Below are 23,465 nucleotides of genomic sequence, written 5' to 3'. Positions count from 1 at the left end.
ATGGTTTTCCGATAGTAATTTTGAAATAAAAATAAAGGTTTATCGGGCAGAAACCAATACGTATTGACAAATAACAATTTCGCAACTTAGCGGGAGTAATATCAGCATTTTATGAAAAAAACGTTCAATTTGCTAACAACCCGGTGTAAATCTATTGACGTTTTTCTATCTTGCACCCGATAATAAATTGAAATTTAAAACAGAATAAACATGAATCCACAGGCCGAGGAACTTAATGTTATCATCAGAGAAAAAAGTACAACGGTTTACGAACTTCTCTCCGAAAGGGGAAAAAACATTTTCTTTCCGAAAAAGGGCATCCTTGGACAGACTGCCGAAGCCAAGGGCACCAAAATAAATGCGACCATTGGTGCTGCCATTGAAGACGATGGAACCCCGATGCGTCTGGACACCATCGCCTCAAAAATTAACATGGATCCTTCGCTGGTTTTTCCATATGCACCAAGTTTTGGGCGCCCCGATATCAGGGCAAAATGGAAAAGTATGATTTATGAAAAAAACCCGTCGTTAAAAGATGTGGAATTAAGTTTGCCTGTGGTTGCCAATGCATTGACTCATGGTGTTAGTATGGCGGGATATATGTTTTTGGACGAGGGGGATGAAGTGATTGTTCCCGACCTTTTCTGGGGGAATTATAACCTGATGCTTAATCATGCCTATGGGGCCAATCTTGTAAAATTTAACCTGTTTAAAGCGGGCGCATTTGACCTGGAAGCTTTTGAGGCCAAATTAAATGAAGGCGGAATTGGTAAAAAAGCTGTTATCCTGAATTTTCCAAACAATCCGTCGGGATATACGCCAACGGTTGACGAGTATAACTCCATTGTTGACATTATTAAAAAGGCGGCTGAAAAAGGAAACAAAATTGTAGTTTTCTCCGACGATGCCTATTTTGGTTTGGTTTATGAAGAAGGGATTGCAGAAGAAAGTATTTTTAGTGCACTTTGCCGGCTTCACGAAAATGTGCTTGCTGTAAAAATCGATGGGGCAACCAAAGAAGATTATGTTTGGGGTTTCCGTGTTGGTTTTGTTACCTACGGAATTAAAGGTGGTGATGCTGCGTTGTACGGAGCACTGGAATCAAAAACGGCCGGAGCAATTCGCGGAAGCATTTCCAATTCGGCAAATATTTCTCAGTCGTTGCTGCTGGCTGCTTTTAACAGCCCGGAATACGGCGAACAGAAAGTGGCGAAATTCAACATCATGAAAAAAAGATATGATGCTGTTAAAGAAACACTAACAGACAAAAAATACAAGGAGTATTTTGAAGCCATCCCCTATAACTCGGGATATTTTATGTGTATCCAACTGGCTGAAGGTCTGGCTGGTGAAACCATTCGAAAAATACTCATCGACAAATACAGCATTGGTACCATAAGTTTAGGTAATGTTCTTCGTATTGCCTACTCTGCTGTGGCCGCTAAAGACGTAAAAGAAATGTTTGAAGGAATTTACAGTGCCTGTAAAGACAGTATTGCCGCCAGGAGCTAAGTTACTACAACCGAATGCTCCGGGCACAAAAAAGCCGTTCCATTAAATAAATGAAACGGCTTTTTTTATTTTATTTGTTCAATTTGTAAGCATTTGTTTTTGGCTGTAATAACCAGACCACAAGCTATTCCTCATTTTTAGGTTGATCAAAATTGAGGTAATATATCAGGCTGATTTCACCTATTTGATTCAGGGAACCGCTAAAAGGCTCCGAATCACTTCTAAAGATATTTATCATACTTTGACTGACTCTTCCTTCAATCTGAAATATTCCTACCGATGAACGCCTTGAAAGTCCAAAAGCCCCGCTTACTCCATACTCCAGATGATTATCTATATCTGTACCATAATATTCTTTTACTTCCTCTTCACTTATTAAATCCATTTTTTCACTTTCGGAAAGAAGATAAGATACATAGGGTCCGATATTAAAAAAAACTCTTGTTTTACCGCGCCCGATATTAAAATGAGAAAGAAACGGGAGTTGGATATAGTTTAAATGTCTGGAATAATCATTGGGATTTGCCAGGGTTTCATTCCAGCCGCCCTGCATATAGTTTAACTCAATCTGAATTCCCAGATTTTTCTGCGATATGTGACGAAATACAAGGCCGCCATGAAACCCGATATTGTAGGTTTGCTCCTGCACCGGGTCAAAAGACACGCGTGATACATTTCCTCCCAGTCGGATTCCCCAGTCGGTTTCTGTTACAAAATCATTTTGCGCCTGCATCAACGATGCTGAAAACAGCAGAAGCGTAAAAACCAATATTTTTTTCATTCTATTATTTCAGGTTTTTCTGATCCTTTTAAATCCGGAGTGGCTTTTTACAAAAAAAGCACAGTATTGCCCCATATACAAAACTACTCAAATAAGTTTTCATCTCTTATTATCATCAAAATAGCAGAGTGTGGCAAAATAATGTATTTTTCATTGTTAAACTCTATTTCATAGCCGCTTTTATTCAGGTAAATGGCCAGGTCGCCAATATGAGTTTGTAAGGGAACGTATTTTATGTCTTCCTTTTTCTCCTTCCAGGCTTCATCGTCTTCAGCAACAGCAGGAATGGGATATCCGGGGCCGACCTTTACAATGTAACCACTGTGAATTTTCTCATTTTCCTGAACCGTTGGAGGTAAATACAAACCTGTTTTTGTTTTACTGGTAGGATTTTTGGGTTTTACCAAAACCCGATCGCCCACCATGATAAATTTTTCCAGATCTTTTTCTTCAATTACCAATGACATCGTTTTGATTTTTTGTTCCGTGCGCAAAGATATAATTTTCTGCATTTTTGAAATAAGTAATTTATTTTGGTTCATCCGGTGCCTCCTCCCAAATATTATATATTTTTATGCTGATCTAAATTACTGAACCATGACTGATAAACTTATTTTATTGTTCTCCTTTTTTTACTCATATACACTTTGGGGCGCTTTTAACCCTACCACAGAAAAAATCCAGGGGCTGGAAAAATCGGAAATTTATGTTCCTGCACGTGCGATAACCAATGGTCCCAAACATCACTGGTTTGGCTATTACGACAAACTACAGTTTGACCCGGGCAACAGGTTTGTATTGTGTATGGAGGTTGATTTTGAAGGACGTTCACCGGAAGCGGATGATAAAATCTCGATCGGAATGGTTGATCTGGAGAATAATGACGAGTGGATAAAACTGGGCACATCAAAAGCCTGGGGCTGGCAACAGGGTTGTATGTTACAGTTTGTTCCGGGAAGCGATTCACTGGTTATCTGGAATGACAGAGACGGAGACAAATTTATTTCGCACCTGTTTAATATTTATACCCGCAAGGAAAAAATACTTCCGTTTGCCATTTATGCATTAAGCCCTGACGGCGAGCACGCTGTCACCACCGATTTTGAACGAATCCAGGACACCCGCAAGGGGTATGGTTATGCCGGAATTGCTGATCCTAACCGGGATGATATTGCACCGGACAATGCGGGGATTTATGTATGCAATTTAAAAACAGGCAAAAAGAAACTGATTATTTCCTATGCGCAGATGGTAAAAATGCCCATGCTGGCCGATGACAATGCCAATAAAGACAGGGCTGAACAAAAAAACTGGTTTAATCACCTGCTTTTTAATACCGACGGAAGCCGTTTTATTTTTTTACACCGCTGGAAAGCTGTAAACAAAAAAGATGTAGGTGGTTTTGCAACACTGATGTACACCTCTGATTTAAAAGGGAAAGACATTCGTCTGGTTGATCCATCGAACTATACTTCGCATTTTATCTGGCGCGACAAAAATCATATTGCAGCGTGGACACGTCAGCCGTCTCATGGCCCGGGTTTTTATGTTTTTACAGATGGGAAACCGGAAGAAACCTATGTTCTCAACCAGGAAAGAATGCCGGTAAACGGCCATAATACCTATCTACCCAACAAAAAAGACTGGATACTAAATGATTCCTATCCTGATGCAAACAGAAAACAACATGTTTATCTGTATAATGTCGTTACGGATCAAAAAATCCCGCTTGGTGATTTTTACCTCGCACCAGAATACAAGGGAGAATGGCGCTGCGATACACATCCCCGCTCAAGCAATAACGGCAAGCTGGTTTGTATAGACTGTCCTACAGAAAATGGCGGCCGGCAACTGGTTTTAATGGACATTTCAGAAACAGTAAAGTGAACTAAACATCTACGCCCCAAAAAAGTAGTAGCTTTGGGATAACCCAAAGGGATAAAATACGAATTGTTATCGTTCCTGCTTCGTGGTATGTTATGCTTTTGAGTTTTAGTGGTAATGTTTTTAGCCACGAAATCAACAAAACCCGAAATTAAACAAAAGGGAAAAATGCAACCCCGTTCAGAAAAGGTGGGATTTTAAACTTAAAGTATCTGCGACAAAACAGTAGTTTTTTTAAGCTCTTACCAGACAATAAAATACTTTTCTGTCTGTTAACTTGGTTTTCAATTAATGATTTCATAACTTGTACCATATCAATTCATTACAAATCATTAAATCGTAAAATTATGTTATCGAATGAACAAGTAGTTTACATTGCTAACAAAATCAATGAAAAAGTCAATCTGCCTGTACTTGGCGAAAAAGCTGAATTTTTTATCATTAAAAAAGCAGTTACCAAAGTCCTCGACATTCTGGAAGATGAAATCCCGGAGGAATATCTCGATTTTCTGGAAGATACCGCCAAAGGATTTGATCCGGAACAAGGTGCAAACATTCAACTGATAAAAGACAATGTTGTTGAATTTGTAAATCAAAAAGTAAATATTCCTTTGCTTAATGAAGAAACCGAAAAAGAAGTTTTTGGCGTTGCCATCGATGTACTGGTTGATGCAATGACAAAAGATAAAAAGCTAGAGCAATAAATACGAATCGACTGCAGATCAGAAAAGTACGTCGCGGATTTTTATTTATTGTATAATCCGGTATTACCCTTCTCCCAGAGAGGGGTTAATTTTTTCACTATTTCCGGTTTTTCTGCGGCAATATTTTTTGTTTCATTTGGATCTGCAATATGATCATACAATTCCACTGTTGGTTTAGCATTTCTGAAATATTTTGTAAGGCGGTATCTTTCTGTTCGTAAAGAAATCCCGTTGCGGAAATAGCCATATGAAGCTTCAGTCCAACTGGCTACACGATTATCAAGCAAAGGCACTATACTTTTGCCATCCGTTTCATGGGGCATTTCCACATCACACAAATCCAGCATTGTTGGATAAATATCCACTGTACTAACCACTTTGCTGATGGTTCTGCCTTCTGTCTTTCCCGGGGCCCGGATGATAAAAGCACTTCTCAGCGCCCGTTCAAAAATGGTATGTTTTCCCCACACCAACTGGTCGCCCAAATGCCAGCCATGATCGCCCCACAATACAACCACTGTATTTTCTGACAGACCCAATTTATCCAGCCCGTCGAGCAGCTTTCCAATTTGGGCATCGGTATAACTTACACAGGCAAAATAAGCATGTCTTAATTTTCGGGCATATTCATCGGATACCGGACCTTCAAGAGTGGCTTCCTCATCTCCCAGTTTGTACCCATTAAACTCCCCACTGCTATGCAAACCGGCTTTGTTTACATTCTCAGGAATATAAGGATTGGGAGACAAAGGCAGCTTACTTTCTTCATACATATCCCAGTACTTTTTGGGGGCATTAAAAGGAAGATGCGGTTTAAAAAAACCCACTGCCAAAAAGAATGGTTCTTCTTTTTTCGCCAGCTCATCCAACTTATCCACTGCCAGTTCAGCGGTTAATCCATCGGGGTAGCCCAAATCACCCACATTCCCCATTTCATAAGGTTTTACCTGGCGGTTGAGGCTCTGCCGGTTACCGCCGTCAGCATATCCGAAAAATGCGTTCCAGCCGGTAACCCATTTCCCGGGATTAAGCAACATTTCATCCCAACTGTGTGGCAATTCGTATTCTGTGCCTACCGGCTCGGTGTATCCATACAACAAACCATCCACATAATGACTGATTTTTCCTATTCCCACAGTATAATATCCGTTTCGTTTTAATTGATGGATAAATGTTTCAGGTTCTTCTGTTTCAGGTTTTCCTGAAATAAAATTGTGGCAGGCTTCATTGCTTAAATGGCCCCCTGTTTTTGGAAGCATCCCCGTTAATAAGCTGTAACGCGAAGCTCCACAGGTAGGAACCTGCACATACTGATTGGTAAAAACAGCTCCCGTAGCAGCCAGCTTATCAATGTTTGGGGAATGAATGTATGTTTTGCCGTAGCACCCCAATTCCGGACGAAGGTCGTCCACACAGATAAAAAGGACGTTGGGCTTTTGCTGTTTCGGCATTTTCGTGTCAGCAATGTCTTGTTTTGCACAACTAAAAAAAGAAGAGAGTATCGATAAAAATGCAATAAAAATCATAATCTTCATAATTTATTAAACCTCAGGATATGGGAAAAAGCCGCTCCTCAGAAGCGGCCTTTTATTTAACTAAATAACCAAACTAACTTAATCTTCCTCTGTAATTTCTGTTTTCGGAGGAATATTATTTTCAACACCAGGATAACCTGTATTCTGATTAATTGTCCCGCCCTGATTATCATCAATTACATCTTGAGGAACAGGCCAAAGAACGTGAAAGGCTCCAATTTTAAATTCGTTAGAACCCCATGTATAACCCACATTATAAAAATTATTTTTATCCTGAACCCGATCAAACCAATAATTATCCTGGTCAAAGTTGTCAATTGAATATCCATTCATATTGTTATCGGCCATGATAAAGGCAATACGAGTCAATTCGCATTTCCTTGGTTCCTCTGTATACAATTCGCGAGTTCTTTCATCTAAAATGTACTCAATACTTACATCACTGGATTCCACTGGGGGAGCTAAAGCACGTTCCCGAATTTTATTTATGTCGGAGGCAGCACTGGCCATATCACCTTTCCACACATATGCTTCCGCGCGAAGGAGATAGGTTTCTGCCAATCGAAAAACATACCAGTCGCTATGGCCACCATAGGGTTGATCCGGGCGTTCTTCATCTTCAATGTAAATTTTGTAGTAGGGCCATGGGAACCACGACTGAAATGTATCAATCGGATTTGTATAATCTTTTGTAACTGGCTGTCCATAATATGCCGACTCGGGATTATTATGAAGTAATTTTTCCATTGGCATCCAATTAACCACCGTGTCATGCCTTAAATCCGCCTTACAATTTTCCCACACCTCATAGTTTACATAATTACTAGGTCTGGCATAGCCAACTCCCCTGCCCCACGTTATAACCTGCTGATCACCACGGGCATCAGTACAGGCAGCCTTACCATCTGCATCTTTTAAATAAATACGATGCCACCATAAGGGCGCATAGTTTCTCATAGAAGTTGTCCCCCCTCCTGCTTCTGCATCAGGATATCCATACTTATCCTGACAAACCAAAAGAGCTTCTTTGTTTTCTGCTAAACTTTTATTCTCTTTTTGATGCAAATCCCATATTATATTATACTTATCATCACCAGCATATTTTCCAAACCTGTTTGTCATAAGCGAATGAATTCCATCATCAATGGCGGCACTTGCTGCTGAAATTGCTCCATCAAAATCACTGTTTGCTAAATAAACTTTTGCCAGCAGGTGATTTCCAGCTGCCCTGTTTACCTTTCCTGGATCTACTGCTTCAGGTAACCATTGAACCGCGAACTCCATATCACTTTGAATCTTATTCAAGATTGTTTTTCTGGAATGTGTATAAAAATCAATCTTGGGTTCGGTATATTCCTTATTCAGAAAAGGCACATCACCAAACTGATGAACCAAGCGGTAATACCAATAAGCCCTGTGAAAATAGGCTTCTGCCAAAATTTCATTTTTATCTTGTTCACTACTCCATTCAGGCGCATCGATTCGTGAAATTACTACGTTGGCATTTCTGATTTGATTGTAACCGACATCCCAATGGGTAAAAAAATTGTACTGCCCTGTTCCTGTTGGCATTACCTGAGTGAAAAAATTATGTGTCGCAGAAGTTTGTTTATTGCCAGCCACACACAGGTCTGAGGTTATCAATTCATTCGTTAGTTCGTTAGCAGCTCCATAAAAATCGTGGCGAAGATTTTTACGCATTGTTAGTAAAACTGCATCCATCCCGGCTTTATCGATATATATACTTTCAGGCACAAAAATTGAAAGTGGTTTTGGTGTTAGCCACTCATCGTTACACGAAATAGCCAATAAAGCTAAAAAGGTGATCAAAGTATATTTAAATATTTTTTTCATTATTCTTCGTTTTTAAGTTTCAACTATAAACTTATATCAATACCTATACTGGTGTACATGGGCATCATATTAGTACCTGATTCAGGATCATAATGCTCCCACCCGGTTATTGTCAGCAAATTTCTAAAACTTGCAAAAATCTTTAGGTTCTGAATTTTATATTTTGAGATTTTTGATTTTGGTATGTTGTAAGAGACTAATAAATCCTGTAACCGAACAAAAGAACGATTTCCCCAGTAATTAAAACCTGGAGAATCAGTATCAGAATTCAATCGAGCATAATCGTTGATTGGATTATCATATGTCCAGTATGGTCTGTACATACGATTTCTGCGTTCAAAATCAGTATTCGCCCCTGAATTTAAGTGCAAATTATTAACACCGTAATATCCAAGATCTGCTCTAATAAAAGCCGAAATTTCAAAATTCTTAAAAATGGTAAAATCATTTCTAAAACCAATACGGTATTGAGGGGTTTTATATCCCTGAAAAACTTTATCATCAGTCGGATTTAAGATTCCGTCTTCATTCACATCTCTAAGTTTCATATCCCCCGGCTGTTTACCATAAACCGCAGCCTCTTCTTCTTCTCCAAGTTGCCAAACACCCAGAATTTCGTAGTCCCATATCCGATCGAGCGACTCACCGATAAACCATCCGTTACCAATATCATCTGCTTCTTGTTGTCCGATTACGTTTCCGTTCTCATCTAAAACGTCTATCATTTCACCATATAGATGTTTAATCTTGTTTCTATTAAAAGAGAAAACAAGATTTGAATTCCACCTTAGATTTGACTTGTTAACATTTGTGGAATTCAGAGTAAGCTCAAACCCTCTGTTACCTAACTCCCCTAGATTGGCTGCAACACTGCTGTACCCTATTATCCTTGGTAAAGATCTGTTGAGCAACAAATCTTTGGTTGTCATATCATAATACTCCATGGAGCCAAAAAGCACGTTGTTAAATATTCCAAAGTCGATACCAAAATTAAATGCCTCTGTTCTCTCCCAGCGAAGATCACTGTTTGCCATTGTACTACTATAAACACCGGTTGCTAGAGTGGTCCCATAAATGTACTTTGTAGTACCTAATCTGGCTAAAGCATCATACCTGCCAACTGCCCTATTTCCGTTTGCTCCCCACGATATTCTCATTTTTAAGTTATCAATCCAATTTACGTTAAAAAAATTCTCTTCAGAGATTCTCCAACCAACTGCAGCAGAAGGAAATTCAGCATATGGATGCTTCTGACCAAAAGCAGAATATCCGTCACGACGCCAGGTACCTGTTAGGATGTATTTATCCATCAAGGAATAATTTAAACGAGCCATTAAAGCATTTCCTGTGCTGTACTGATCGTTATCATTTAAATTTGGACTTATCCCCGCTTGTAATGCGTGATATGAAAGAGCACCACTGGGAGCAAATTGAGAATTCTCCTGCGAACTCTGCCAATATTGGTATTTTTCTGCGTTGATAAGAAAAGTGGCATCAAATTCATGAATGCCTGCAAATGACTTTTTCCATTTAAATACATTGTCTACTTGCCATTCGTATGAAGAACTTTCAACGCGGCTTCCGTATCCCTGATTGGAAAAACCGTTTGGAGTAGTTATTGGGTCAAAATAATAATTTTTTCGCCATGTATATCGATTTACATAAGATACCTTGTATGAAATACCAAACGGAAATTTAATTTCACCAAAGATTGTTGCAAATAGTGTCTGTGTTTTATCGAGTTTATCCCGATATTCATAGTACAATAGTGGATTTAGAGAGGTATTATCACCGTGAGGATAGAAAGTAAGTGTCTTGCCATCCTCTTCATAAATATTCCCATAAGGACTTGCGGATATAGCATTTCCAAGACTGGTACTTTGAGAGCTTTGATCACGGTCGGCATATTGTACGTTCGCCCCGACCTTTAAAAAATCTGTCACATCTGCATCAATATTTACACGAGAACGTACATTCTTGTAATCATCTCCAAGAGTTACGCCCTCATTATCAGTATATCCAAACGACCAATAATATTTTAATGATGCAGTTCCGCCAGAAAGACTGAGATCATAATCCTGTCGCAAACCATTTCGATAAACCTGATCATACCAATCTACTGTTTTTCCTGCCTTATAATTATCTAGCTCTATTTGAGTCATGCCCATCCTGTCAAACCACATCTGAACAACATCGTCACTCGGTGTAGCATCATAATTCTTCCATTCTTCGATAGCTAAACCATCAGGCAGATTATTGGGGTTGGTATAATAATAGTCTGGCTTATCCTGATTCACATCAGCCCAATAGTCACCGCGCGACTGCAAGTATTCTTCCGGTGACTGAGAGCGCATATGATGAGTTAAGCCTGTCACTCCAATTTTTGTACTAAAATTGACTGTTGGCTTTGAAGTCTGTCCACGTTTAGTTGTCACAATTAAAATACCTGAAGCTGAACGTGCACCAAAGATAGCGGCGGAACTTGCATCCTTAAGAATGTCAATACTTTCAATGTCATTAGGGTTTATATCGCCAATATTACCGTTGTATATAACTCCATCCAAAACGACCAGAGGATTTGTATCAGCGGCTAAAGATGTTGGCCCCCTCACTTCCATAGAGCCTCCTCCTGCCGCAGAAGTTCCTTGCGTTGAGTTAAATCCAGCGACAGTACCATTCAGCATTTCAATCATACTTGTATTTTGTTGAGCAGCATATTGTTCTGCGTTAACTCTTTGCACAGAGCCAGTCAAATCACTTTTTTTCATTACGCCGTATCCTACTGCTATCACCTCATCCAAGCCAATAACATCCTCTTCCATCTGAACATCTATATTTGTCCTGTTATTTAATTCTACTTCTTGTGTCTTTAATCCGATAAACGAAAAAGTTAAGGACTCTGCTTTAGAAGGTATTTCAAGTTCAAATGTACCATCTGGATTTGTGACTGCACCAATAGTTGTACCCGGAACCAAAACGGTTACTCCCGGAAGCGGTACTCCGTTTGAGTCGGTAACTTTTCCTGTTACTTTAATCTGCTGCTCCAGTTGATTTGTTAATACAATCATCCGGTCTTTGAGTACAAAATCAACGTCAGTACCGTCAAAAATCTGCTCCAGGACATTCTCTACTTTCCTGTCTTTACAATTCACAGTTACTAACCTGTTAACATCAACCAATTTATTGTTGTACAGAAAAAAATAATCTGTTTGTTCCTCGATATCTCTCAATACTTCTCCCACAGAGCTGTTTTTTATATTGAGCGAGACCCGTGCATCCTGACTATATCCTGTTGTAGCAAACGTTTGGAATAACGACAAGAAAAACAGAAACAATGTAAATCTCATAATTAGTAGAGTTTTACGACTTGGAATGCAGGCACACCAAAGCCGCATGAATAAATTTTTTTTCATAAATTTGAATTGTTTTAAGTTAGACTTATGCTCTTCTGAGCGTATTTCTTAATAATTAACCGGGATGTGCTGGAACCACTTCCCGGTTTTATTTTTTATTTTCTTTTACTTTGTATGCTTACCTTTAATGTTTCATATTCATTATTTTCGTTTATTTCTCTTTTTTCCATGTTATAATTAATTGGAGATGTTATGGTTATCAACTCCAGTATTTCGTTTAATCCCTGATCTCCGAAAGTTCCGGTGATTGAAAAATCTTTTAATTCCTCATCTTCGATTTTTATATCAGCATTAAACCATCTCCCCAGTTTTTGGCAAACGTCTTCCAGCGGATCATTACGAAAAACAAATTTTCCGGAACGCCAGGAGACATGTTTATCTATGTCGTCGTTTTTAAGGACAAAACGATTTGATGAAGGCTCATATTTAAGTGTTTCCCCGGGTTTTAACATATACTCTCCCTGGGAAAAACCATCCTGAATCCGGCTTATTTTAACAGAACCTTCTGTTAAAGTGGTTTCTATCAGATTGTCATTTTTATATGCCAGGCAATTAAATTCGGTTCCAACAGCCTGAACATGTATTTCTCCTAAATCCACAATAAAAGGTTTTCTTTTATCGTGCGCTACTTTAAAATAGGCTTCACCTTCCAACGTGATTTTGCGTTCATTTCCTTCGAAGGCCAGGGGATACCTTATTTTTGTATTCCCGTTTAACCAAACTTTCGTACCATCTGGAAGTTCAAAAACAGAACGAAGCCCTGACGGTGTTTCTATGTCATTATAAACCAATTGAGCAGAGGTTTTAAACAATTGTTGAGGGCTTTTTACAAAAAACTGGAGGACACTTAACAACAACAGCGGGAGCAAAAGTATTGCAGCCGTCTTTTGCCAGTAATAAAACCATCCTTTTTTCTGCTGAGCTTTTTGCAACCGCTCCTTTACTTTTGCAAAAGCAGAATGGGTATTCACCTGTTTCATCATTTCCAGGTCTGCGATTTGCCGAAGCAGCTTTTCTGAATTGTCAAAATCTTTTTTTAAAGGCTCTGAAGACTCTGTCAAAACCTTTAACTGTCTTAATTCATCATCCGAAGCCGTACCTGCCAAATACTTATTTAACAAGGTTTCTTCCTTTTTCTTATCCTTTTTTGAATCCTTCATTTTTTGTTCGTTATTAGCTATGACGATGTTCGAACACTTTATACGCGCTCTATCCAAAAAAAAATTAAATATCCGGGAAAGATGGAGAGAAAATCCTTTTTAAAAGTGTATGATTTTACTAAAGTCCTTTTGTCAGAATCAGCAGAAGAATTGAAGGGAGGTAAGCCTCAAGTTCCGTTCGAAGGATACGTATGGCTTTGCCAATATGTCCTTCAACTGTCCGCACTGATATATTCTCATATTTTGCTATCTCAGCGGGTTTCATTCCCTCAAACCGGTTCATTAGAAAAACTTTTTTACACTTTTCAGGCAATTTTTCTATTGCTATTTTGATCTGCTCTTCAAGTTCGGCTTGTACCAAAAAATTTTGCTCCTCGTTACCCGTTCCTGCCCGTACATAAGACAATTCTTTTTCAATCCTGATTCCGATCTTTTTTCTTTTCAAAAAATCCAGACTTCTGTTTTTTACCGCCGAAAAAAAATAGCTCTTGAGCGATTGCCGTATAACAAGCTCTTCACGGTTAAACCATAAACGAAAAAAGAAATCCTGAACGATATCTTCGGCCGTATCCATATCTTCTACCAAACGATATGAAAAAATAACCAGGCCCGAATAATAATAATGAAAAAGGTAGTCATAGATTTTCGAATTACCTTCTCTCAACCCATCAATCAAAATCTTCTCGTGCAAAAAACTTTCAGGCATTTATCTTAGTTATAGTTTAAGTTTTAAAGTCCGCAAGAATAATTAAATAAAGCCCGGCAAATTATTCATAGATTTTTAAATCTAAAAATCATAAAGTAAGTTTCTGCAAAATAAATTCATTAAAAGTTATTTTGACTAAAAAAAGAAAGCGAATTTAACACCCACATAAACAACGGTATACAACAACAAAATCGGCTCAAATAATACTCACAATAAATACATCAAAAACATATTTTTCAATACATGTATTACATACTACAATGTATAACAAGATACATTTTAAAAAAAAGTTCTATTAAAATGTAACGAAATAAAATTTCAGGCGTCTTAAGAATGAAAACAAAAACAGAAAACATTTCGTCGCAGGAGGATTTAGTCATGAAAACAAAAAACAATGTTCAGAAAGCAATTTTAAAATCACTGGCAGTAGCAATAAGTTTCGTTTTATTAAGCATAACAGTTAATGCGCAGGTATTCTGGAAAACTGTTTTGCAGAATAACAGTCTGAATCAGATAGCAATGGCCATGATTGAAACAAAAACAGAAACAGGAAAAGCTGACATTAAAGTAGAAAACTTATCAGTGACACCGATGTTCGCAGAATTTGCCGCTAAAGAAACCGAAAATTCTTTGGAATTGGAACACTGGATGACCAACGAAAATGCGTTCGACTTAAAATTATGGAGAGTGAACACTGAAGCTGAAGCAGCACTCGAATTGGAAGATTGGATGCTAAACGACAGTTTCACCGGAAATTCAAAAATAGTAACTGAAAGTTCTATTAAAGATTATGAAACGGAAAAGGATTTCAAACTCAAACTGGAGCCCTGGATGTTAAACGCAAGCAATTGGAAGTAAAAAACCAGTATAACATAAAAAAAAGCCGGTTAATTCCGGTTTTTTTTTATGTTATACTGTACTCATCATGAACATCTGTCAAAACTTCAAAACCTGTATCTGTTACCAGAATGGTATGTTCAAATTGTGCAGAGAGCTTATTGTCAACAGTTCGGGCTGTCCAACCGTCGTTTTTGTCGATATTTGTTGATGCCCTCCCCTGATTAATCATGGGTTCAATTGTAAAAATCATTCCCGGTTTCATTTTAGGCCCCGAGTTTCTGCGCGACGTATGGTCTACCTGGGGATCTTCGTGGAATTTCACTCCCACTCCGTGACCGCAAAATTCGTAAACCACACTAAACCCCTGTGCACGGGCATACCTGCTGATTACAAATCCTATATTTCCAAAATGATTTCCCGGCTTAACCTGCTGAATTCCCAAATCGAGGCAATGTTTTGTTACTTTAACCAATTTTTCAGCTGACGGAGAAATTTCCCCCACCGTAAACATTCGCGAAGTATCACCATAGAATCCATTCAAAATAGTTGTAATATCAATATTTAAAATATCGCCACCCTTTAAAATGGTTTTTTCCGAAGGAATTCCGTGACAAACCACCTCGTTTAATGAAATACAGGATGATTTTGGGTAACCGTTGTATCCTTTGGTTGCCGGAATTGCACCATGGCTTATTATAAACGCTTCAATCTTATTATCAATTTCTTCCGTGGAAACCCCTTCTTTTACAAATTTTCCGGCATAATCCAGCGTTTCAGCAGCCAGTTTACTACTGTTCCTTATGCCTTCTATTTGCTCTTTGGTTTTTATAATTATTCCACTCATTTTGTATTAAATTTTGTGCAAAATTGGCTATTTCCAATTGTATTTCAAAACCGAACAATAAATTTGCATAAATGTTTAATAAAGTTTGGAACTGAGAAATAAACTTCTGCAGTATAAAACAGACGTTCTGCAAAAGTTAAAAATCCGGTCTTCCTACTTCTTACGCTTCAACAATGAAACACAAAATTGAACTGAATACAAAATCCTACTTCATCAACCGGTTTGGGAAACTTTCAACTTCATATTTATTTTATCAAATGCAGGATATTGCCTGGGAGCATGCCAACATTTTGGGATTTGGATACGATAATTTAAAAAAAGAACATCAGTTTTGGGTACTTTCAAAGTTATTGGTAAAGATTGACCGTCGTCCGGACTGGGGTGAGGATTTTACGCTGGAAACATGGTCGCGCGGAACAGATGGATTTTTTGGATACCGCGATTATAATTTTGCAGACAAATCGGGAAAGAATATTATTTGCGCAACCAGTGCATGGCTGGTACTTGATTTACAAACAAAACGAATTGTCAGACTTTCGGAATTTAAAGATTTCCCAAAATATGAAGAAAGTGTTTTTGGTGAAAATCCGGCAAAAGTAAAACCGCCAAAATCGGAAGAAGAACTTCAATTCACCCCCGTACTTTTTAACGAAATAGATATTAATCAGCATTTTAACAGTGGCCGCTATCTGGAAAGGATAATCGACAGTTATGATTTTGATTTTCATGAACAAAATGAACTGGCCGAATTTGAAATTAATTTTTTGAAAGAAGGTATGCCTGCAGACAAACTGGCAATAAAAAAGCAGATTCAGGACAGCCAAAATCATTTATGCAGCGTTGTTCGTGAAAGTGATGGAATAGATTTAATTCGTGCCCGACTGGTTTGGAGGGATAGAAACTGATACTAACCTTTCGTATTATTTCAATTTTCTACTCCACTAAAAATCTAACTACAATCACCTGGCAATTTACTTTTTTATCAGCCCGTCAATTTTAAGCGGTACTTTAATTTGTTTTGCTGATTCACGCCGGGTTAAAAGCATCGGAGCTGAAACCCCCAAAGCAAGAGCCATCAAAACAAAAAAAGCCTTTAAGCCATTTGTAACCGTATCGTCGAGCAATTGAGTGAATGTTGTATGATCTACATCTCCTGTCAGCTTAATTATTCCCAGCATCATTCGGTAGGCAAAAGCGCCGGGCACCATTGGAATTACCGATGGAATAGCAAAAACAAACGGAGGGGCATGACGAAAATGCGCAGCAGAAATACTTAAAAATCCAACCAGCATGGCACCAAAAAAAGAACCTAAAATAATTCCGCCTCCCATTTTCATGGTCACAAGTTTTAATGTTCCGCCCAGTGCACCAAGTAAAAATATTACCCAAAGGGTACGAAGGGGAACATTAAAAAGAATGGCAAACCCTAAAGAGGCAAAACCCAGCCAAATCCAGCTTTCAAAAAACACAGACCACTCCATACTAAATATTGTAAATTAAAATTGAACACAACATTCCAAACGCAATTGCAAAAGCTATTATCAAACCATTTGTTCCCCGAACAATACCGTTCATGATGTTCCCGTCGAGTAAATCAGACAACGAATTAATTAACGGAATTCCGGGAATGAGATATAAAACCGATGTAGCAAAAGCATACTCCGGTTCGGCGCCTAAATTCAACTTTACGGAAGCTCCGGAGATAAGACAGGAAGCCAAAGAGGCAAAAAATATACATAAATAGCCGTTAAAATTTCTTCTGGTCACTTCCTGCCGGACAAAAAGTCCTGTAAAAGTTGCCACAAAAGCCACCAACATTTCAACAGGCCCGCCGCCAAACAGCCGGCAAAAAGAAGCTCCCGCCAAAGCAACTGTAGAAAGCACGATTAAACGCGGATAATGAGGTAACGACTTCAAACGATTAATTTCGCCCCAAATCTGTTCAAAGTTCCAGTTTTCATCAACAATACGCCAACTCATGCGACTTATCCCGCTCACCATTCTGAAATTTGCTCCGTGAGGAGAAGTTCTTTTTAAACTACTTTGAAAAAGATCATGCTCATCATCGGAAACTGACACCATTAAAGCACGATGGGTAATTAATAATTCAGCATTAAAACCGTATGCTTTGGCAATACGCATAATCGTTATTCGTATGCGGGAAGAATTGGCCCCCGAGGCCATTAATAAAGCCCCCACTTCCAATAAAATTTCACTTAACTCTTTACTCAGGTTTAAGCCTAACTTTTCCATAAACCATCCATTTTAGCCGCGCGAAATAAATACATTTTACCGGTTAAAAAATAATCCGTAAAAGATTTTCTTCTGAATTTAATTTTAACTTATTGATGAATAAAAAATGCTTCTTCTAATTTATTACAATAAATAAAAGCAGCCAAATCTCATCCGAATTTCAACGAAAAGAAGCCGGTGTTTAAATTGTATTGGGAATTTATTTTGAAAATAACTGCTGAATTTTCTCCAGTTTCTCTTCCAGCGGCATGTAACCGTCGAGCCAGCAAATTTTTGTACCGCGTTTTTCCATGCCGCGAAACCATGTCATTTGACGTTTGGCAAACTGGTGGATGGCAATTTCCAACTGGCGGAACATTTCGTCGTACGACAAGGTACCGATAATGTGGAGTGTTAAATATTTATATTCCAGACCATAATAAATCAGTTGCTCAGGGGTTACACCTGAATCCAACAATTTTTTTACTTCATCGAGCATTCCATCTTCCAAACGCTGTTTTAAACGCCCGGTAATTCGTCTGCGACGCGAGTCACGATCGAACTTAATCCCAATATTCAAGCTGTTAATCTCCGGCATCGAAGTGTCAATCTCCGGATGTTCCTTATAATACATTTCTATTTCGATGGCGCGCACTGCCCGGCGGTCGGTTTCCACATCGGTTATGTTATGCAAACCGGGCTTTATAGATTTCAAAATTTCTGTCAGTTCCTCCAATGATTTCCCCTCCAGTTTTTCCCGGAGTTTTTTGTTTGGCGGCACCTGTATCAATTTATAATCTTTGAGAACAGCTTCAAGATAAAGTCCGCTCCCTCCACACAAAACCGGAAATTTATTTCGTGATTGGATAGCTTCAAAAACTTCAATAAAATCGGTTTGAAAACGGTACACGTTGTAATGCGCACCGGCATCTTCAATATCAACCAAATGCGAAGGAACTTCCACACCGTTTACAAAATAATCTTCGTAATCTTTTCCGGTTCCCAAATCCATTCCGCGATACACCTGGCGCGAGTCGGCAGAAATAACTTCGCCGTTTATTTTTGCTGCCAAATGTGCTGCCAGTGTTGTTTTTCCGGTGGCTGTAGGTCCGAGTATGGTAATAATATTGTAGCTCATAATGTTAACCTTCGCCGACAAAATAAAGAATTATTCTTCAAAACGAAGATATTTTTCCGAAATTGCAGACGTTTCATTTATTTCCTTTTTTGAAAATGATAAAAGAAGCGTGTGTTGAAACTTTTGAAGAAGCGGTTCTGGCAGAAAAACGCGGCGCCAACCGGATTGAACTCTGTTCTGATTTGGCAAACGATGGCTTAACTCCGTCAGTTGAATTATTGCAAAAAGCCTGTGCAATATTAAAAATTCCGGTAATGGTTATGATTCGCCCGCGCGCCGGTAATTTTGTTTATTCTGAACAAGAAATTGCTCAAATAAAGCTGGAAATCGACGAGGCAAAAAAAGCGGGTGCCGCAGGTGTGGTCTTGGGCCTGCTGACCCAGAAAAATCAAATCGATACTCGCAATACAAAAATTTTGGCCGAATATGCGCACCCACTTCCGGTTACTTTTCACAAAGCCATTGATCTTATGGATAATCCGGTTGAAGGAGCAAAACGATTAAATACGATTCCGGGAATAACGCGAATTCTTACATCCGGGGGAAAACCAACGGCGCTGGAAGGACAGGAAACCCTTCGAAAAATGATAGAAGTAGTAACCCGGGGAAAGATAACGATTCTGGTTGCCGGGAAAGTGCTGGATACAAATATCAAAGAAATTCAAAAATTAACCGGAGCTGATGAGTTTCACGGACGAAGAATTGTGGGAGAACTTGACAGTCGCAGTGAACAGTAAAAAATATAAATTAACGGTAGCAAATGAAAAAGCTGATTTTTATTATTCCTTTCCTTTTTACATTTATCGTAAAAGCGCAATTGGAACATGAAGTAACCGAGTATGTTTGGCCAAGCGATGAGAAAGTTTTGCAAAAACTGGAAGAGTGGCAGGATCTGAAATTTGGGCTCCTAATGCACTGGGGGGCATACAGCCAGTGGGGAATCGTAGAATCGTGGTCGATTTGCCCGGAGGATTATGGCTGGTGCAAACGCGAAAAAGGCTCTAATCCCGACGACTATTTCACCTACAAAAAGGAATACGAAAATCTGAAACTTTCTTTTAATCCGGTAAATTTTGAACCTGAAAGATGGGCGGCGGCAGCAAAAAATGCAGGAATGAAATATGTAGTTTTTACAACCAAACATCATGATGGTTTTTGCATGTTCGACTCAAAATACACCGATTACAAAATTACTGACAAAGAGTGCCCGTTTAGCGTAAATCCCCGCGCCAATGTCACCAAAGAAATTTTTAATGCTTTTCGCTCCGAAGGTTTGTGGGCCGGTGCTTATTTTTCAAAACCCGACTGGCACAGCGAAAATTACTGGGATCCGAAATTTCCGCCAATGGATAGAAATGTAAACTATGATCCGGAAGAATATCCTGAAAAATGGGAAAAGTTTGTTGAGTTTACCCAAAATCAACTTCTGGAACTGTGTACCGACTACGGAAAACTCGATATTCTTTGGCTCGATGGAGGCTGGGTTTCAAAAAAATCGCCCGAACAAATTAAAAATTACTACACCAGAATTGCAGAGAGCACCACTTCAGGCTTCCCAAAATCACGTTCGGTGAACCAGGATATCCGGATGGATGAGCTGGCAGCCAAAGCGCGGGAAAAACAACCCGGGTTAATTGTAGTTGATCGTGCAGTGCGCGGGCCCAATCAAAATTATCTTACTCCCGAAAACCGTGTTCCCGAAACCCAACTCCCCTACCCCTGGGAATCTTGTATAATCGCCGGCGGAGGCTGGGCATGGGTTCCCAATCCACAGTTTATGACCCCCAAACAAGCCATTCACATGCTCATTGACATTGTAGCCAAAGGAGGAAATTTATTGTACAACATTGGCCCTGCACCCGACGGAATCTGGCCGGAAGATGCTTACAAACTGCTGGAAGCGATGGGTGACTGGATTACGATAAACGGTGAAGCCATTTATTCCACGCGGGCCATTTCACCTTATAAAACGGAAAATATTTGCCTCACCCAAAAAAAGGATACCAAAGAAGTGTATGCCATTTATCTGGAACAGGAAGATGGCTCAGGAATGCCTGCCTCGTTTGAAGTAAAAGGAATTTTTGCAGCAAAAAATGCCAAACTGAATTTGCTCGGAGCAAAAGGAAACCTGAAATGGGAAAATACCCCGGAAGGTGTTAAAGTTTTTATTCCACAAAAAGTCAGAACAAATCTGCCTTGCGATTTGGCCTGGGCCGTAAAAATTTCAGCCGTTCAGTAAAATGAACTCATTTAAAGCTGAATTCTAAAACAGGCTACAGTTCCTGAAATAATATTTACGTTTTGAATTGTAAAACTTTTATAAAAAAACCCAGCCTGACACCGAATACTCGGTATCGTCCTTAGAGGAAAATCTGAGGAGACCTTGTTTAAAGTTTCCTCAAGCTGGGAAAGTTCGCGCGACCCCTGGGGGAAGATTCCACCAAAGGGGAAAGTCTGCGCGAGGGCTGGCTGAAGGTTTCGGCGGCTGCCGAAAGCTTGCCCGAACCCTCGTTTGAACTTTCGGCAAGTGCAGAAACGCCGCCGGAGCTCTGGTGGACAAACCGGCAAATGACGACACCCTGCGCGAGGCCTGGCTTCGCCTTTTTCCCATAAAAACACCGGGTGAAACGATTTGTAATCGCATCTGCGCACCCTGTTTTCTATTCCCAACCGTTATTTTATTCCTTAGCCTCACCGCTGTTATGAAATAATGTTTATTTTTAAGAAGTTAAAACCAAAAACAATACCCGGAACAACAGAAAACAAACAATTATATTTTAGAAATTTAGCATAAAAGGTGTTGTTATACCGACAAAACCAGAGGTGTAACATCACCTCAAAAAATAAGATAAGAAAAATAATAGCACTTGGTAATGATACATATTAGTTATGCATAATGCTAAAATAAACAATGCAAGATTCAAAATTTAATATAGATATCGACTCTGCAAAACTTAAGGAAATTATATCAGTTTTTGATAGCGAAACTTTTATCAAACATATTGCAGATATAATTACATTAATTCAACCTCCAAGAGTACCTTTCAAGCCTTTTGTCGGTCTTGATTCGCCTTTAATGCAACTTCTTTATATCGCAAGTTTAAATATATCATCTGCAAAAGAAAAAGCTCATAAAGATAAAATTGAATATTCTGACTGGCACGAGATAGTAAAATATGCAATTAGAGTTAAGGCTGGGTACTACGATGCACTATTACCGGAAGAGGATGATAATGAAATCGAGTTTTATGAGAAATATAAAATTGTCTTGCCTGTTTTTATTGACTATTTCAATTCCGGCTCGTTGAATTTTGAAGAACAAGAAATAGAAAAAGTAATTTCTATCTTTTCAATTTTCGACAATGAAATATATAATCAATATGGATTAAAAGTTCTTGATTTTATAGAAATATATAATCTTATTGACAATAATATCATTCAAAATTCAAACGGTCATATCGAACTAATCAACAAAGATGAAGAAACCAAACTATTTTGGGAATCTCTTTTGAAACAACAAAAAAATCCTGACGAATGGACCTATAACGGAGATAACACCAACATAAAAAAACTCATAGACTTCTTCAATAAACCTTATGAAAGATTCGTGATTAATAAAAGTCATCTTCAAAAAACCTACGATTCTGATAAAATTGATTCTTTCTTTAAGATATTTTCTCTAGAAAGAGAGGAACGGAATGACTACAAATTTTATACTTCTCCCATTATCTTAGCCCAAAAACCAATTTTTTGTGTTGATTCAGACAAATTTATTGTCCTCGATACGAAACAAATAATTCATGCAATTTATCAGGAATTGACTAAGTTTTGTAAAACGTCTTCAATAGAAGAAAGATTTTACAAACGAAGAGGAAAATATTTACAAGATAAGATTGTAGATTCTTTGAAAATCTATTTTGGAAATGACAGTGCTATTTTCAACGAATATAAAACCTCAAAGAATAATAAAGGGCAAGACATTATCGCTCTGCACAAAGGTTTATGCTTGATTATAGAAGCAAAAGCAGGGAGAGAACCTGAACCAAGAAGGAATGCCGATGTAAAAGAATCATTTAATACTATTGTTCAATACTTTAAAAAAAATCTGCAAAAAGCTTATGTGCAAGCAGACAGAGTTAAAGAACTTTTTGATTATAACGAAGATTTCCAAATTTTAGACGGAAAAAATACTACTCTCTATCACGTCAGAACAAAGAAATTCCACTCTGTCTTTTCAATATTAATTACTCTAGACAAATTCAGGGAACCACAAATAAATCTTAACAACTTACTCGAATTAAATGAAGGAGATGAAGATTATCCAATATCAATTTGTATCGACGATTTCGAAGTCTTATTACTTGCCCTCAAAAAGAAAAGAATAAGTATTCAAAAGTTTATTACATATTTAAACTACAGAAAAAAACTACAGGGAAGAATACAGACAAATGATGAATTACAAATTTGGGCAGATTTCATTTTAGCCAAAAAATTTAAAATACCTGATAATCCTAACTATCATTATTCTCCTAGTGTGTCGGGAGCTGACTTATTTGATGACCTATATGAACAAGGATTAGGTTTTAAGCATGAGAAGTTTTTAGCTGATAAAAAGCAAGCCCGATATTTAACGTATAGAAATTTTATAAAAAAGCACTATGCATAATCGAGTGGGAAGCCGCTAGACTAAAAGCCTAGCGGAGAACCCCTCACACCACACCGGCGTACGGGTCTCGTACCTGGTCCCGAGGCTTCCATTAAGTCGTCGGGAAACCGAGGGACAGTTTTCCATCCCATTTTACAGATTTAATTTGTAGAGTTCCGGCAACAATTTCAGTTCAGAAATACCAAAGGCATATTCA

At 38.5% G+C, this 23,465-nt stretch carries 19 protein-coding genes; 8 read left to right on the top strand and 11 right to left on the bottom strand.

Annotation, left to right across the window (positions count from 1 at the left end):
* Positions 1–210: 210 nt before the first annotated feature.
* A complete protein-coding gene (locus GM418_RS22655; protein WP_158869489.1) occupies positions 211–1,512 on the top strand; it encodes an aminotransferase class I/II-fold pyridoxal phosphate-dependent enzyme in 1,302 nt (433 codons plus the stop codon).
* Between the two features lie 124 nt (positions 1,513–1,636).
* Here GM418_RS22655 and GM418_RS22650 read toward each other — a convergent pair whose 3' ends face one another.
* Together GM418_RS22650 and GM418_RS22645 are read right to left on the bottom strand one after the other, a co-directional pair.
* The gene (locus tag GM418_RS22650; protein ID WP_158869488.1) at positions 1,637–2,293 is read right to left on the bottom strand and encodes a porin family protein; all 657 of its coding nucleotides are present in this window, start codon (positions 2,291–2,293) and stop codon (positions 1,637–1,639) included.
* 83 nt (positions 2,294–2,376) lie between these two features.
* Positions 2,377–2,805, bottom strand: coding sequence for a co-chaperone GroES (locus tag GM418_RS22645; RefSeq protein WP_246222764.1), 429 nt, complete (start codon positions 2,803–2,805; stop codon positions 2,377–2,379).
* Positions 2,806–2,890: 85 nt separating this feature from the next.
* Between GM418_RS22645 and GM418_RS22640 the strand changes: the two genes are divergently transcribed.
* Both GM418_RS22640 and GM418_RS22635 read left to right on the top strand, forming a co-directional pair.
* On the top strand, positions 2,891–4,180 hold the full coding sequence (locus GM418_RS22640; RefSeq protein WP_158869487.1) for a hypothetical protein: 1,290 nt from the start codon (positions 2,891–2,893) through the stop codon (positions 4,178–4,180).
* A 344-nt stretch (positions 4,181–4,524) separates the two neighbouring features.
* On the top strand, positions 4,525–4,881 hold the full coding sequence (locus tag GM418_RS22635; RefSeq protein WP_158869486.1) for a hypothetical protein: 357 nt from the start codon (positions 4,525–4,527) through the stop codon (positions 4,879–4,881).
* Positions 4,882–4,922: 41 nt separating this feature from the next.
* On the opposite strand, the gene GM418_RS22630 is transcribed toward GM418_RS22635, so the two are convergent.
* The 5 genes from GM418_RS22630 to GM418_RS22610 all read right to left on the bottom strand — a co-directional run bounded on the left by GM418_RS22630 (position 4,923) and on the right by GM418_RS22610 (position 13,549).
* A complete protein-coding gene (locus tag GM418_RS22630) occupies positions 4,923–6,416 on the bottom strand; it encodes a sulfatase (RefSeq protein ID WP_217447567.1) in 1,494 nt (497 codons plus the stop codon).
* Between the two features lie 78 nt (positions 6,417–6,494).
* Positions 6,495–8,270 carry a RagB/SusD family nutrient uptake outer membrane protein gene (locus tag GM418_RS22625; protein ID WP_158869485.1) on the bottom strand — a complete coding sequence of 592 codons (1,776 nt, stop codon included), beginning with the start codon at positions 8,268–8,270 and terminating at the stop codon, positions 6,495–6,497.
* Positions 8,271–8,293: 23 nt separating this feature from the next.
* On the bottom strand, positions 8,294–11,617 hold the full coding sequence (locus GM418_RS22620; protein WP_158869484.1) for a TonB-dependent receptor: 3,324 nt from the start codon (positions 11,615–11,617) through the stop codon (positions 8,294–8,296).
* Between the two features lie 161 nt (positions 11,618–11,778).
* Positions 11,779–12,843, bottom strand: a complete 1,065-nt coding sequence (locus GM418_RS22615; RefSeq protein WP_158869483.1) for a FecR family protein — start codon at positions 12,841–12,843, stop codon at positions 11,779–11,781.
* A gap of 118 nt (positions 12,844–12,961) precedes the next feature.
* Positions 12,962–13,549, bottom strand: coding sequence for an RNA polymerase sigma-70 factor (locus GM418_RS22610; protein WP_158869482.1), 588 nt, complete (start codon positions 13,547–13,549; stop codon positions 12,962–12,964).
* 333 nt (positions 13,550–13,882) lie between these two features.
* Here GM418_RS22610 and GM418_RS22605 point away from each other — a divergent pair, with 333 nt between their 5' ends.
* The gene (locus tag GM418_RS22605; protein ID WP_158869481.1) at positions 13,883–14,407 is read left to right on the top strand and encodes a hypothetical protein; all 525 of its coding nucleotides are present in this window, start codon (positions 13,883–13,885) and stop codon (positions 14,405–14,407) included.
* A gap of 46 nt (positions 14,408–14,453) precedes the next feature.
* Here the strand turns inward: GM418_RS22605 and map are convergent, their stop codons facing one another.
* Positions 14,454–15,233, bottom strand: coding sequence for a type I methionyl aminopeptidase (map, locus tag GM418_RS22600; RefSeq protein ID WP_158869480.1), 780 nt, complete (start codon positions 15,231–15,233; stop codon positions 14,454–14,456).
* Positions 15,234–15,406: 173 nt separating this feature from the next.
* Here map and GM418_RS22595 point away from each other — a divergent pair, with 173 nt between their 5' ends.
* Positions 15,407–16,138: an acyl-[acyl-carrier-protein] thioesterase gene (locus GM418_RS22595; protein WP_158869479.1), complete on the top strand. Its 732-nt coding sequence runs from the start codon at positions 15,407–15,409 to the stop codon at positions 16,136–16,138.
* Between the two features lie 66 nt (positions 16,139–16,204).
* On the opposite strand, the gene GM418_RS22590 is transcribed toward GM418_RS22595, so the two are convergent.
* The 3 genes from GM418_RS22590 to miaA all read right to left on the bottom strand — a co-directional run bounded on the left by GM418_RS22590 (position 16,205) and on the right by miaA (position 18,603).
* Complete coding sequence (locus tag GM418_RS22590) at positions 16,205–16,714, bottom strand: threonine/serine exporter family protein (protein WP_158869478.1); 510 nt, start codon at positions 16,712–16,714, stop codon at positions 16,205–16,207.
* 1 nt (position 16,715) lies between these two features.
* On the bottom strand, positions 16,716–17,486 hold the full coding sequence (locus tag GM418_RS22585) for a threonine/serine exporter family protein (RefSeq protein ID WP_158869477.1): 771 nt from the start codon (positions 17,484–17,486) through the stop codon (positions 16,716–16,718).
* A gap of 199 nt (positions 17,487–17,685) precedes the next feature.
* The gene (gene miaA, locus GM418_RS22580; RefSeq protein WP_158869476.1) at positions 17,686–18,603 is read right to left on the bottom strand and encodes a tRNA (adenosine(37)-N6)-dimethylallyltransferase MiaA; all 918 of its coding nucleotides are present in this window, start codon (positions 18,601–18,603) and stop codon (positions 17,686–17,688) included.
* A 95-nt stretch (positions 18,604–18,698) separates the two neighbouring features.
* Between miaA and GM418_RS22575 the strand changes: the two genes are divergently transcribed.
* The 3 genes from GM418_RS22575 to GM418_RS22565 all read left to right on the top strand — a co-directional run bounded on the left by GM418_RS22575 (position 18,699) and on the right by GM418_RS22565 (position 23,269).
* Complete coding sequence (locus tag GM418_RS22575; RefSeq protein ID WP_158869475.1) at positions 18,699–19,340, top strand: copper homeostasis protein CutC; 642 nt, start codon at positions 18,699–18,701, stop codon at positions 19,338–19,340.
* Positions 19,341–19,363: 23 nt separating this feature from the next.
* Complete coding sequence (locus tag GM418_RS22570) at positions 19,364–20,842, top strand: alpha-L-fucosidase (RefSeq protein WP_158869474.1); 1,479 nt, start codon at positions 19,364–19,366, stop codon at positions 20,840–20,842.
* Positions 20,843–21,514: 672 nt separating this feature from the next.
* On the top strand, positions 21,515–23,269 hold the full coding sequence (locus GM418_RS22565; RefSeq protein ID WP_158869473.1) for a hypothetical protein: 1,755 nt from the start codon (positions 21,515–21,517) through the stop codon (positions 23,267–23,269).
* The last annotated feature ends 196 nt before the right edge of the window (positions 23,270–23,465 follow it).

Origin of the sequence: Maribellus comscasis (genome assembly GCF_009762775.1) — a bacterium.
In the GTDB taxonomy this organism is placed as follows: domain Bacteria; phylum Bacteroidota; class Bacteroidia; order Bacteroidales; family Prolixibacteraceae; genus Draconibacterium; species Draconibacterium comscasis.
This window is presented reverse-complemented; position numbering and strand designations above follow the sequence as displayed.